This is a genomic window from Microcoleus sp. AS-A8 (assembly GCA_039962225.1).
Taxonomy (GTDB): Bacteria; Cyanobacteriota; Cyanobacteriia; order Cyanobacteriales; family Coleofasciculaceae; genus Allocoleopsis.
This window is the reverse complement of the sequence record JAMPKV010000003.1, coordinates 46,779-59,416: the sequence shown is the minus strand read 5'-3', so window position 1 is coordinate 59,416 and position 12,638 is coordinate 46,779. Positions and strand designations below refer to the sequence as shown.

The 12,638-nt window shown below is 45.2% G+C and carries 11 protein-coding genes; 7 read left to right on the top strand and 4 right to left on the bottom strand.

Annotation, left to right across the window (positions count from 1 at the left end; genetic code table 11):
- Positions 1 to 55: 55 nt before the first annotated feature.
- Positions 56 to 883 (top strand): DNA adenine methylase, encoded by an 828-nt coding sequence (locus tag NDI48_05805; GenBank protein ID MEP0830722.1) that lies wholly within the window; start codon positions 56 to 58, stop codon positions 881 to 883.
- Here the strand turns inward: NDI48_05805 and NDI48_05800 are convergent, their stop codons facing one another.
- Positions 884 to 1,366, bottom strand: a complete 483-nt coding sequence (locus NDI48_05800; protein ID MEP0830721.1) for a hypothetical protein — start codon at positions 1,364 to 1,366, stop codon at positions 884 to 886. It abuts the gene before it with no gap.
- Positions 1,367 to 1,554: 188 nt separating this feature from the next.
- Between NDI48_05800 and NDI48_05795 the strand changes: the two genes are divergently transcribed.
- Positions 1,555 to 2,235 carry an SOS response-associated peptidase gene (locus NDI48_05795; GenBank protein MEP0830720.1) on the top strand — a complete coding sequence of 227 codons (681 nt, stop codon included), beginning with the start codon at positions 1,555 to 1,557 and terminating at the stop codon, positions 2,233 to 2,235.
- A gap of 102 nt (positions 2,236 to 2,337) precedes the next feature.
- Here the strand turns inward: NDI48_05795 and rpsU are convergent, their stop codons facing one another.
- Positions 2,338 to 2,544, bottom strand: coding sequence for a 30S ribosomal protein S21 (gene rpsU, locus NDI48_05790; protein ID MEP0830719.1), 207 nt, complete (start codon positions 2,542 to 2,544; stop codon positions 2,338 to 2,340).
- A 132-nt stretch (positions 2,545 to 2,676) separates the two neighbouring features.
- On the bottom strand, positions 2,677 to 2,982 hold the full coding sequence (locus NDI48_05785) for an RNA-binding protein (protein MEP0830718.1): 306 nt from the start codon (positions 2,980 to 2,982) through the stop codon (positions 2,677 to 2,679).
- Between the two features lie 1,229 nt (positions 2,983 to 4,211).
- Here NDI48_05785 and NDI48_05780 point away from each other — a divergent pair.
- Together NDI48_05780 and NDI48_05775 are read left to right on the top strand one after the other, a co-directional pair.
- The gene (locus NDI48_05780; protein ID MEP0830717.1) at positions 4,212 to 7,646 is read left to right on the top strand and encodes a PAS domain S-box protein; all 3,435 of its coding nucleotides are present in this window, start codon (positions 4,212 to 4,214) and stop codon (positions 7,644 to 7,646) included.
- A gap of 114 nt (positions 7,647 to 7,760) precedes the next feature.
- The gene (locus NDI48_05775; GenBank protein ID MEP0830716.1) at positions 7,761 to 9,494 is read left to right on the top strand and encodes an EAL domain-containing protein; all 1,734 of its coding nucleotides are present in this window, start codon (positions 7,761 to 7,763) and stop codon (positions 9,492 to 9,494) included.
- A gap of 109 nt (positions 9,495 to 9,603) precedes the next feature.
- On the opposite strand, the gene ald is transcribed toward NDI48_05775, so the two are convergent.
- The gene (ald, locus tag NDI48_05770) at positions 9,604 to 10,692 is read right to left on the bottom strand and encodes an alanine dehydrogenase (protein ID MEP0830715.1); all 1,089 of its coding nucleotides are present in this window, start codon (positions 10,690 to 10,692) and stop codon (positions 9,604 to 9,606) included.
- A 498-nt stretch (positions 10,693 to 11,190) separates the two neighbouring features.
- Between ald and NDI48_05765 the strand changes: the two genes are divergently transcribed.
- From NDI48_05765 to NDI48_05755, 3 genes are all read left to right on the top strand, one after another.
- A complete protein-coding gene (locus NDI48_05765; GenBank protein MEP0830714.1) occupies positions 11,191 to 11,361 on the top strand; it encodes a hypothetical protein in 171 nt (56 codons plus the stop codon).
- A gap of 276 nt (positions 11,362 to 11,637) precedes the next feature.
- A complete protein-coding gene (locus tag NDI48_05760; GenBank protein ID MEP0830713.1) occupies positions 11,638 to 11,931 on the top strand; it encodes a hypothetical protein in 294 nt (97 codons plus the stop codon).
- Between the two features lie 301 nt (positions 11,932 to 12,232).
- Positions 12,233 to 12,610 carry a MerR family DNA-binding protein gene (locus NDI48_05755; protein MEP0830712.1) on the top strand — a complete coding sequence of 126 codons (378 nt, stop codon included), beginning with the start codon at positions 12,233 to 12,235 and terminating at the stop codon, positions 12,608 to 12,610.
- Positions 12,611 to 12,638 lie beyond the last annotated feature (28 nt).

The window sequence follows — 12,638 nt, the reverse complement described above, 5'->3', positions numbered from 1 at the left end:
AGGATAAAAACTGAAAAAATAAATTTTTACTCACTTATCACTGTTTTTTAGCTCAATGCATACTATTGTTCAGCCAACTGTTGTGCCTCGGCCATTCCTAAAGTGGGCGGGTGGGAAGAGTCAGCTTATTCAGCAATATATACATTATTTCCCTAAAGCCTTTAAGAATTATTATGAACCTTTTCTCGGAGGAGGTGCTGTCTTTTTTTATCTTAATCCACCATCATCTATTTTAACGGATATTAACGCCGAACTTGTTAATGTTTATCGATGCGTCAAAGACAATGTTGAGGAGTTGATTGTTCTTTTGGATGCACATCAGAGCAACCATTGTAAAGAATATTATTATGATATACGTCAACGTAATGGCATCACTAATCTGGAGAAAGCTGCACGTCTTATCTATCTCAACAAAACTTGTTTTAATGGTTTATATCGAGAGAATTCTCAAGGTCAATTCAATGTTCCCCTCGGTCAATATAAAAATCCTAGAATTTGCAATCCATCTTTACTAAGGTCAGCCTGTTTTGCACTTCAGAATGCTCAAATTCATGTAAAGCCTTTTGAATACATTCTTGACTATGCGGATAGCTGTGATGACTTTGTTTATTTTGATCCCCCTTATTATCCAATCAGTCCTACGAGTAATTTTACAGCTTATAGCCGTTATGCTTTTAGGTCGGATGATCAGATAAAACTTAAAGAAGTTTTTGCCGAGCTAGCTCAACGGGGTGTCAAAGTTATGCTTTCTAATTCGGATTGTAATTTCATCCGAGAACTCTACCGTGATTTTAAAATTAATTCAATATCAGCCACTCGGTTAATTAACTCTAAAGCCAGTAAGCGAGGAAAAATTTCTGAGGTTTTAATCACCTCTTATTAATTAAAGATGGTTGTTAGCCCAAATTATAAAACGGGTTAGGTTATGTACAGCCAGTAAATTAGAATTAGAATCTACTTGTCTTGTTAGCCAATTGATCGCTCCTTTTTTCATTCCTTCACCATCAATCAAGACGACAGCGGGAGAGGGATAACAAGTCTGTATATTTAAATTAAGGTAAGGAAGTTTTTCATCAACTGAACCACCAGCTTGCTGCCATTTGCATTCAACAATAAGACCATTGGGAATGGCTACAGAATTAAAAACATAAAAATCTACGTAAATCGCTGTTCCATAAATTCCCGAACCAATATAAACCTGTTTAGCATATCGTTTGGCTGGCTCATTCGAGTATAACAGCCAGTCGCGTCGTCGTTTTTTAGGCAAATCTCGACAGATTTCGGTATATCCATGTACCTGTAAGATTGTTTCAACCGTTTTTTCTAACACATTCCCAGAAATGACGGCTCTACCACCCTGATTCATTGTTTTTTCTGAGTGACACGGTGACCAGCTAAAAAAAGATTACCTCTATCAGGTGTCTTTTGCTAGTTCTCCACCTGAAAAACAGGCTAGTAAAAAGAAAAAAATGGTTGATTTTTTGATTCACATCAGTACAGATATACTATATATAGAAAAAATGGATTTCATCATACAGGCCATAGGATAAAAACATGTGTGGAAGATTTAGTCAGAGCCAATCAGCAGAAACAATCGCTCAGGTTTTTCAGGTGGCTGTTCCTCCCTTGACACCCCGATACAATATTGCACCTACTCAGTCGGTGGCTACGGTTTTACAAACTCCAGACCACCAAGACAGGCAGTTCAAAATGTTACATTGGGGTTTGATTCCCAGTTGGGCGAAAGACCCAAAAATGGGGGCACGGCTAATCAATGCCAGAGCAGAAACTGTAGCTGAGAAACCATCATTTCGCAGTGCCTTCCGGCAACGGCGATGTTTGGTACTAGCTGATGGTTTTTATGAATGGCAGCAACAGGAGAATCAAAAACAAAAGCAGCCGTATTATTTTCGCTTGAAGGATGGATATCCCTTTGCGTTTGCTGGCTTGTGGGAACGCTGGCAAGAAGCCAATGGTGAGGCGATTGAGTCTTGTACTCTCTTAACCACGGAGGCGAATGAGTTGATGCGTCCTATTCATAACCGAATGCCAGTCATTCTTGACCCAACAAGCTACGATTTGTGGTTGAACCCACAGATGAAACAACGGGAGTCATTGGAGACTTTACTGCGTCCTTATCCAACGGAAGAAATGACGGCTTACGCAGTTAGTAAGGCAGTGAATAAACCCGTCAATGATAGTGCCGAGTGTACTGAGCGTATTGAAGCCCCATGAGAACCATAAAGGGCAATAAACAAATAAACTCCCTAAATCCATGCTTCAGAGAAAAATGGATGGGGAGAGAGCATAAGTTGTATGAATGCAACTTACAATTAATTAATCACGTCTTTTGTTTCTGTAGCGAGACATCCTCTTAAGCTGCTTTTGTCGGGCAACGGCTTTGCGCTTGCGTTTTTGAATAGGCGTTTCAAAGTGACGATGCTTTTTCATGTCTGGAAAAATTTCCGCTTTGGAAACTTCTCGCTTAAAGCGACGTAAGGTTGCCTCAATCCCTTCATGTTCGCCTCTGATCACTTGAGCCATCCCGTTTCCTCCTCTGATTGAGTGAATTATTAGCCAGCTTAGCGCTTAAGCGTCCAGCCGGTCATCAGCAAAAAAGGGCAGACTCTTTGCCTGCCCTTCAGACTTTAGAGTTTGATCTTCTCTCTCAACTCATTAGTAGCGTCGAGAAGATTTAAAGTTGTTGGAGCGACTGCCACCACCGAAGGGCTTGTTTTCTTCGCGAGGCTTCGCTTTATTAACCTTCAGGTTTCGGCCCATCCATTCAGCACCATCAAGAGCCTCAATCGCAGCGGTTTCTTCTTCTGATGTTCCCATTTCTACAAATGCGAAGCCCCGCTTACGACCGGTTTCTCGGTCTTTAGGCAATGTAACATTGTTTACAGTTCCGTACTCGGCAAAAACTTCTCTTATGTCCTCTTCCGTGACATCATAGGAGAGGTTGCCGACATAGATTGACATAGAGCAGCTCCGAAATCAGAAGGTGTGGAGAGTTAGATTCGGAGACGGGTTTGCATCTAAAAAACAAACTTTTCAACCGAATATAATCCTTATGTTAAATTCTAACAGTATTTAGGCGCTCTTGCAACCCTAAGAAGAATTGAGGACAAAATCCCAAACCATTCACCCGATTGGGTGATCCACTTGTACGAGGGAATTGGGTGTTGTTGTCAGTCATCCTAGTGATAGAAGCCATTCACATCCCAATCACAACAGTGCGATCGCTCAAGAACTTTGCTCTGTTCATTTAACAGAAAAAGTGCTAGTAGCGATCGCCTTTCATGAAAAAATTACCTCTTAGCTCTGACAACCATCGCGCCTACGATTTCCAGTTTTGCAATGGCAAAGTCTATATTCCGTCTGGGTATGAGCTGGGCAGATGCTTACACCCAAATTCTGTATAAAAGAGTGTCTGCTTCTCGCCCTTATATCCATTGGCGGGTGAGCGAATGACTTTTCTCAGATGTCTCCGTTAGGAAGTGGCGCTCGCCTCACCCGTCATGAATTTGAGCGCCGCTATCAGGCCATGCCCACCTTACGTTTCAATTTTTCCCCCTAACTGATTAAGATTCATGTTGTTAATCTTTGTTTGTGCTTTTTTCAAAGAAATTTAATTTATTAAACAGAATTATATTTAAGTTTATTGAAAAATTATAATAATTAGCTTAATTGTTGCTTATTTTTAATAGAGACATAGTTTATTAAGCGTTCTTAACTTTACTAAAACTTTAATTTTTTACATCTCGTCAGGTAAGAAAATCACGCATAATTATTCTTTTGGAGTACAAGGAATCTCTTGAGCCATTAGTTCCATCCATGAAGAATTTCGATGGTAAAAAGCTGTTAGCACTTTGACCATCAATCGCTCCCCATCTAGGCAAGCACTATTATTAGTGTTGAATCTGTTGTGAAATGGGCATCCTGCTCGTCCTCATCATGCCCCTTCAAAGTGGAATAGCTTACATTGGCTGTTTTCAGTACTCACGGAAAAACCTTTCGTCTGAATGTTGGATAGGTGAGGATAACTGCGCTAACCCTAAAATTATCTCTTAACTATTTAATTAGTTCATTTTTTCTTTTATCGTAACAATAAAGCTTCCATAATTCTTTCTGTAAAATATTTTTTTCAACTTACTTTGAGCTACGTTAGAGCTAAAACTTATTGTTGAATTGACTGGAATCACGAATAGATGATGCTCAAAGTATTACAGATATTTTTTGATGGAAATTTTATTTCCAATGAATATAAACGTCTCTGGGCATCGAGCATCTTTAGGCTTCAGGTAGCCAGTGATTTCATCATGATCGTTTCCTGTTTGTCAATTTTCCTGATGTTGGTTCATTGCCTACGCCAGCGCCCTGAGATTCCCTTCCCGAAGCTCTTCTGGTTGTTCTGTTCTTTAATCATGGCCTGCGGTACCACTCACCTGCTGGACATATGGACTTTATGGCACCTCGATTACGGGTTATCTAGCTTCTTCAAGGTAATTGCTGCTGGAGTAGCCTGCTCCATGGCTAGAGAGTTGGTTTCGATACCCAAAGCTTTAGCCTTGCCAAACCGCCTCAACCTGGAAAACGCAAATCCATCCCAAGCGGAAGAGGCTATGCAACACACCAAAAACCAGCTAGAGATACGGGTTGAAGAGCGAACCCAAGAATTAAAACAAGCCTTATCAGAGCTGAAGGATGTTATCCTCCAGCTTCAATGGGAAATCGGTCAACGCCAGAAAGTGGAAGCCTCTTTACGAGAGCGAGAGGAACAGTATAGATCCGTAGTGGACAACGTCAAAGAAGTCATTTTCCAGACCGATGTTCATGGATATTGGACTTTCTTGAATCCGGCTTGGAGTGAAATTACCGATTTTGCGATCGCACAGAGTCTCGGTACATTCTTCTTAGATTACGTTCATCCCGACGATCGGCAACGCAACTTAGCACAATTTCAACCCTTAATTGCAGGCAAAAAAGAATCCAGCCGTCAAGAAATTCGCTACCGAACTCAAAGCGGTGCCTACCGATGGCTCGAAGTATTCGTGCAATTGACGTTGGATGCAAATGGGACAATTACGGGCACTTGTGGCACCCTTCACGACATCACGGAGCGCCATCTGGGCGAAGCAGCATTGGCCGAGCGGGAACGTTACTTAGCCGCCTTAGTCGAAGTGCAACGTGGGTTATTAGCGTTTGAGAGGGACACTCAACAGGGGTTCATCAAACAAAAGTCCTACAACGAGATTCTCGAAGTGTTGGGGCAAGTTGCCCATGCTAGTCGCGTTTACGTGTTTGAAAATCACCGGGATGAGCGAGGACGTCTGCTCATGAGTCAGAAAGCTGAGTGGTGCGCTCCAGGAATTCAGGCAAAAATGGATAGCCAGTGGGTGCAAAACCTAGCTTATGAGGACGTTTTCCCTCGTTGGAGCCAAGTTTTGTCGCAAAACGAAATTATTGCAGGTATTGTTACCGAATTTCCCGAATCGGAACGTATCGTTTTAGAACTTCAGGGAATCCTCTCAATTCTAGTTTTGCCCCTGACAGTGAATGGCCTGTTTTTCGGGTTTATTGGTTTTGACAATTGTAGGGAAAACTCTTCTTGGCAGGCATCAGAAATAGATTTGCTCACCAGCGCAGCGGCAGCAGTGTCTTTGTGGAACGAAAGTTTTTTGGCACAACAAGCACTGCGCCAAACCGAAGCGGTCAATCGTGCTTTACTGGAGGCGATTCCCGATGCCTTAGTGCGAATCCATCGAGATGGTACTTATCTAGACTTTATCCCAGCAAAAAATAGCCAGACGCCGATTTCGGTTCGGGCGTTTCTGGGTAAAAAAATCGCTGAGTTGTTGCCACCAGAATTAGCGCTTAAACTGAGTGCCGATGTGGCAGCGACGCTCTCGACGGGTAAGGTTCAAGTTTCAGAAGTGCCAATACAGCTCAAGGGCGAACGGCGTCATTATGAAATTCGCAGTGTTTTCTATAGTGAAGATGAAGTCCTGATGATGGGGCGTGATGTGACTGAGCAGAAGCAGGCTGAGGCTGCATTGCGCGAGAGCGAGGAGCGATTCCGTTCCTTAGTGGATCATATCCCTGGTGTCGTTTACCGCCGTGCCTACGATGCAGACTGGACAATCGACTTTATCAGCGATGTCATTGAAGAGATGATAGGTTATTCGGCGGCTGACTTTCTCCACAATCAAGTCCGGACATTTGCTAGTGTGATTGCTCCTGAAGATCGAGCCAGGGTTGAGCTGGTTATAGCCGAGTGTGTCGCACTCCAAAAGCCTTACGTGATAGAGTATCGAATTATCGGAAAAGACGGAAATACACGATGGGTCTACGAGAAAGGTCAAGGCGTATTTGCCGCAGATCGTAGTTTGCTGTGTTTGGATGGCGTACTCGTGGACCTTACGGATTACCGAAAAACACAGGAAGATCTGCGCTTAAGGGAAGAGCAATTCCGCCAGTTAACGGAAAACATCCATGAGGTTTTCTTTTTGACGCTTCCTGATCTGAGCCAGATCCTTTACATCAGTCCTGCCTATGAGGAGCTTTGGGGACGCACAACCCAGAGTTTATACGAGCAGCCTCAATCTTGGTTAGATAGTATACACCCAGAAGACCGCGATCGCGTAGTCGCTGCCTTGACTCCCCATATCCAACAGGTGCAAGATTTTGATGAAGAATATCGGATTGTGCGACCCGATGGCTCAGTTCGTTGGGTATGGGTACGTGCCTTCCACATCTTGAACAAAGTTGCTTCACCTGCACGAATTGCAGGGATTGCGGAGGACGTGACAGAACGCAAGTTAGCGGAAGTCGAGATTCTCAATGCCCTGGCAAAAGAAAAAGAACTGGGCGATCTCAAGTCTCGCTTTATCTCTATTACGTCTCACGAGTTCCGGACACCACTAGCGACGATCATGTCCACGGCGGAGTTACTGGAATACTACGAATGGACAAAAGAAGACAAGATTGAGCAGTTGCATCTGATTCAAGATGCGGTCAAACACATGCTCCAGTTATTGGAAGATTTGCTGTTTATTGGCACATCTGAGGCTGGACAAGTCCGATTTAATCCAGAACCGCTAGTACTCAATGAGTTCTGCCAAGAGTTAGTCACCGAAATTCAGCGAGGGATGAGTTTAAACCCAACGCCCTCAGGCATCCCACACGGCCTAACGTTGGTATGTCGAGGTCACAGGTTCTTAGCTTGTATGGATAAGAAGCTGCTGCGACAACTGCTGAGTAACTTACTCTGCAATGCGATTAAGTATTCTCCCGCAGGTGGTCAAGTTCACTTTGAACTGACTTGTGAGGATGACAAAGCGATTTTTCAAATTCAAGATCAGGGTATAGGGATACCGAGAGAAGATCAATCCCGACTGTTTGAGTTTTTCTACCGGGCGAAAAATGTCGGCGCGATCGCAGGAACAGGATTAGGGCTAGCGATTGTTAAAACCTGTGTTGACTTACATAGGGGTGAGATTAGCGTCAACAGTGAAGTCGGGCTAGGAACTCGATTTACCGTGTCACTGCCTTTAAAAAACCATTTCTCTCTTCCCATGCTGAATCGTGTGTCACCTCGCATCAACCAACCCAAACGATTTGGAGACACAAGTCAAATCGTTTAACCGATGAAGTCCGCTCTTGTCAATCCAGGGTTAAATCAACAGCTTACTTCATAGCCACAAAGAGCTTCTGTCACGTTATCGTGTCAATTTAACCTATTCCAAGGACCAGAACCGATGTATAAAATTCTCGTAATTGAAGACGAGCGATCGATTCGGATTAATCTACTTAAACTCCTGAGTGCCGAAGGGTTCCAGGCCATCGGTGCAGAGAATGGTAGCTGTGGGGTGCAGCTAGCGCGCCGTGAACAGCCTGATGTGATTATTTGCGACATTCTCATGCCCATTCTGGATGGCTACGGTGTCTTGAAGGCGTTGCAACAAGACCCAACCACCGCAACCATTCCCTTCATTTTTCTCACCGCCAAAGCGGATCGGGCCGATTGGCGTCAGGCCATGACTTTAGGGGCGGATGATTACCTCACCAAGCCGTTTACCAGGGCTGAACTCCTAGAGGCGATTGCCACTCGATTGCAAAAAAAAGCTTCTTTGGCTCAGCGGCATAGCCTGGAACTAGAGCAGACACAAGCTCAACTAGACTACCTACTGCGTTATAACCATTTGACCAACTTGCCCAATCAAGTGTTATTGGAAGAACGGTTTAATCAGTTACTCACTCAAGGTAATGCCCGCCAGCGCCGGATTCCCTTACTCTCCGTCGGCTTTGAGCAACTCAAACGGCTGCACAATACCCTCGGACCCACCAGTGGCGACTTGTTACTCAAAGCCATTGCAGAACGTCTTCAGAATTGTGTCAGTCCACTAGACACCATTGCTCATTTAGGTGCAGCTCAATTTGTGATTCTGCTGACCCCGAATACTCATCGTGGGCAGGTGGCTAAGATAGCAGAAACCCTGATTGAGGCATTTTCCTCACCATTGCCTGTGGATGTTCATGAACTTTTTCTCAGAGCTAGAATTGGGATTGCTTTCTTTGGACGCGATGGGCGGGATATTGACACCTTAATTAAACATGCCAGTGCAGCGAGAGAAGAAGCCCAGAAGTTGGGCAAGACGCCTTATCAGTTTTACCTCGCCTCAATTGGTACTCAATCTCAAGAAGAACTATTACTGGAACTTGAGCTGCGTCAAGCTTTGGAACGCCAAGAATTTCAAGTTTACTATCAACCTAAGGTGAATCTGCGAACAGGAGAGGTTGAAGGGGCAGAAGCCTTGGTGCGTTGGCTTCATCCAGAGCGAGGCTTTATTTCGCCGTCTGAATTTATTCCTTTGGCGGAGAAGACGGGTTTCATTATCCCACTGGGAGAGTGGATTCTCAAGACCGCTTGTGTTCAAGCTCAAGGCTGGCAAACCGCGGGCTTACCCCCGATCCGGATCGCGGTCAATTTATCGGGACATCAGTTTAGTCAACCCCATCTAGGTGAGTTAATCGTCGAGATCCTCACAGAAACTGGACTTGATCCCAGGTATTTAGAGTTAGAACTCACTGAAAGTACGGTAATGGAAAATCCTGAAGTGGCGATCGCAACTTTGAGTGAATTAAAATCCCTTGGTATTCAAATCTCCATTGATGATTTTGGCACAGGTTATTCATCTTTAAGCTTTCTAGGACAATTGCCCTTCGATATTTTGAAGATTGATCGTTCATTTGTGTCTTCGCTGACACAGGATGCTAAAAACGCGGCGATTACAACCGCGATTCTGCAAATGGCTCAAAGTCTGAATCTAAAAGTCGTTGCGGAAGGGGTGGAAACTGAAGCTGAACTCGCGTTTTTCTATGGGCATCAGTGCGATCAGATTCAAGGATATTGGTTCAGTCCTCCTTTATCTGCCTCCGCCTTTGAAGAGGTACTCAGTGGTAGCAAACGCCTGCCACTCTCGTCGAGTTGAGGGCGGTTCACGGGCAGCAAGACGCTTGCAGCAGATTGCTGGTTTATCAAGTACAGTCACAGCCGTTGGCACAATGTACTCTATTTACTTGCAACCTGCTGTCACTACATCACCCCACTAAATCTGGAAACACCTGCTGTACGGCTGGGTGAACGAGCTGATAGTTCTGGATATTCAGGCCTTTACCCAACGCAGAGTCGAGTTTTAGAGCGCCTAATCCGTGATTCGCCAGTTTGAGGACGTAGGGAAGCGTGCTGTTATTCAGTGCCTGTGTTGCTGTCCAAGGTACGGCTCCCGGCATATTAGGAACACCAAAGTGGACAACGCCCTCCTCCACATAAGTGGGATTGCTGTGAGATGTTGGTCGTAATGTCTCAATGCAGCCGCCTTGGTCTACGGCAACGTCAACAATCACCGAACCCGGATGCATCTTTTGCACTAAACTCCGATGCACCAGGATGGGTGCCCGACGCCCTGGGACTAAAACCGCACCGATGAGCAAATCGGCCTTTGAAACCATTTCTTCAATAGAAGCAGAATTACTGTAGAGCAGTTCGACTCTGGAGCCGAACAGGGTTTCTAGATAAGCCAAGCGATCTACATTCACATCGAAAATTTGCACTTGGGCACCCATCCCCACGGCAATTCGAGCAGCTTCCGTGCCGACAACACCACCACCGATAATCACCACTTTACCGGCTCTAACGCCGGGAATCCCACCCAAAAGAACACCCCGCCCTCCCTGTTGGCGCTCTAGATACCTGGCTCCAAATTGCACCGCAAGGCGACCTGCAATGATGCTCATCGGGGTAAGTAAGGGAAGTTTACCATCAGGAAGTTCGACAGTTTCATAGGCGATCGCACTCACGCCACAATCAATCAAGTGTTCTGTTAGAGAGCGATCCGCTGCTAAGTGTAGATATGTAAACAGCAACTGTCCTTTTTGCAGAAACTGGTACTCTGGCTTTAGTGGTTCCTTGACCTTGACGACCAGTTCTCGATTCCAAGCATCGGCGGCCTGCGAGACAATGCTGGCTCCTGCCTGCTGGTAGTCTTCATCCGTGAAACCTGCGCCAACCCCTGCACCCTGCTCAACAAAGACCCTATGGTCACCTTCACGTAGCACCCGGACGCTACTGGGACTTAAACCGACACGAAATTCTTGGTCTTTCGTTTCTCTAGGGACACCTATTTCCATCTTTTTACCTCTATTAACTACCGCTGCTTTTCCTGACGGCATTCCGCAACGGTGAATAATTAATTCGGACACCTTGTAAGACTTACTGACTCTGATCTTGCACCAGTTGGCGACAGCGTCTAGTCGGCGGCGACACAAATCCAGTTCACCTATACGATGCCCTGTGGGCGATGCTATAGGCAATCGCTCGGCTTAAAACGTCTAGACGACTAGCATATCTAGTACAAGACATGAACAAATTCAGCCGCCTTCAAACACTCCTTGTGGGATCGAGCCTTGAGCAGACGGCTGCTATCTTCAAGAGGTCTTAAATACCAGTATGACCATGAAAATTTCTGGACTGAATAACCTCCTAGCTAGAAAGCGGCTAGCGGCAAGGAACTGAGGAAAATTTTCCTGATCCCCAATCCCAAAATCTAGACTTGACAAGGATTCATTATTAAAGAACGATTAAAATTGTTAAAGTATTGTAACTAAGGAACGTGAGGTAATAAAATAATGACGCAGCCCAAACCAACCACAACTCCCCAACTAGAAGAGCCTAAGTTTGGCTTCAACGATTACGCAGAGCGATTAAATGGTCGAGCCGCAATGATTGGTTTTATCTTGACTGTGATTATTGAGTACTCAACAGGCCAAGGACTGCTAACCTGGCTGGGTTTGAAATAGAATCACAATTCGACTCTGACTCACGAGAAACTCCTAACGTCTTTCATCCGTCTTGTGAAACTTGAACAGACTAACCATAGGTCAACAATCTATTTCTAGGTGAACTCAGAAAATTTATGACGCTGCCTAACCCAGTGACTAGGATTGTCAGACGTGATAAGACAATAAAAAATCTAGAAAATCAGACCTCTAGCTGCTGCTCGTTGTGCGGACGCGAATGAGATAACCTGGAAGTAGATTAAATACTTAGTGAAATAGAGTAAGTAACAAGCCGTGATGAATGCTTTATTGCCTCGAATTTTAAAGGCGGCTTACCGCAAAGAGCCAATTTCTAGCTTTATTGTTATTGTCGGAGCTGTCGATGCTGTGATTGGCGGCGTAGGTGAGCGCTGGTCGCTGCTCAGTTTTGGGTTGATGATGATGGTGCTAGCAGTAGCACTTCGTTGGTGGCAAAGTCAACGTCGAGAGACTGAACTAGCCGATCAGCCCGTGACACACTATCTTCCCCCATCCTCGTCACGACCTGCCTTACCGATACTGAGCGCTGCTAAGCGTCAGCCGCCTCGCTAAGCAATGGCCTAATGATCGTTTCAGAAACAGGCCGTTGTTGGCACGGGCTTTGAGGGCTCAGCCTTGGCAAGCGCTTCACTAACGCTTCTCGTTCACCCTAACTCAAAAAACGATGGGCAACTCTGCTCTCGATAGTGAAGCGAAACGCGCTCAACCCTTTCCCCCTACTGCAAAGCACCAGATGAAGGGGAAGAATTCCTCTAATGCACAGCCGAAGTCGAAGAATGAGATAGGGCGCAACGATGCTGCACAGAGTGTCCCTCATCAACTTAAGATTGGCGAAGTTGCCAATCTGACAGGTATGTCGGTCAAAACGATTCGCTACTATGAAGAGATTGGTCTCCTCGAACCGACAACGACTCGTGCGGAATCTGGCTACCGCCTGTTCAACAGCCAAGTCCTCAATCGACTCGCATTTATTAAGCGATCGCAATCTCTAGGACTCAGCCTCAGTGAGATTCGCGACATCCTAGAAGTCCACGACTCCGGTGAATTGCCCTGTGGGTCAGTGAAGCAACATTTACTGCTCAAAGTAGAGGCGATTACAGAGCAAATCGAAGCCTTAGAAATTCTCAAATCTGAACTTTTGGGTTTACTTTCGGGCTGGCAAGAACAACCACCCAGCGATCGGATTGCTCACACAATTTGCCCAAACATTCAAGAAGCCAGAAGTGAATGAAAGTGGATATCGCTGTGCTGCTGACTTG

Coding starts and splice junctions, on each gene's coding strand:
- NDI48_05805 (MEP0830722.1), top strand. CDS start 56: ATGCATACTATTGTTCAGCCAACTGTTGTGCCTCGGCCATTCCTAAAG.
- NDI48_05800 (MEP0830721.1), bottom strand. CDS start 1,366: ATGAATCAGGGTGGTAGAGCCGTCATTTCTGGGAATGTGTTAGAAAAA.
- NDI48_05795 (MEP0830720.1), top strand. CDS start 1,555: ATGTGTGGAAGATTTAGTCAGAGCCAATCAGCAGAAACAATCGCTCAG.
- rpsU (MEP0830719.1), bottom strand. CDS start 2,544: ATGGCTCAAGTGATCAGAGGCGAACATGAAGGGATTGAGGCAACCTTA.
- NDI48_05785 (MEP0830718.1), bottom strand. CDS start 2,982: ATGTCAATCTATGTCGGCAACCTCTCCTATGATGTCACGGAAGAGGAC.
- NDI48_05780 (MEP0830717.1), top strand. CDS start 4,212: ATGATGCTCAAAGTATTACAGATATTTTTTGATGGAAATTTTATTTCC.
- NDI48_05775 (MEP0830716.1), top strand. CDS start 7,761: ATGTATAAAATTCTCGTAATTGAAGACGAGCGATCGATTCGGATTAAT.
- ald (MEP0830715.1), bottom strand. CDS start 10,692: ATGGAAATAGGTGTCCCTAGAGAAACGAAAGACCAAGAATTTCGTGTC.
- NDI48_05765 (MEP0830714.1), top strand. CDS start 11,191: ATGACGCAGCCCAAACCAACCACAACTCCCCAACTAGAAGAGCCTAAG.
- NDI48_05760 (MEP0830713.1), top strand. CDS start 11,638: ATGAATGCTTTATTGCCTCGAATTTTAAAGGCGGCTTACCGCAAAGAG.
- NDI48_05755 (MEP0830712.1), top strand. CDS start 12,233: ATGTCGGTCAAAACGATTCGCTACTATGAAGAGATTGGTCTCCTCGAA.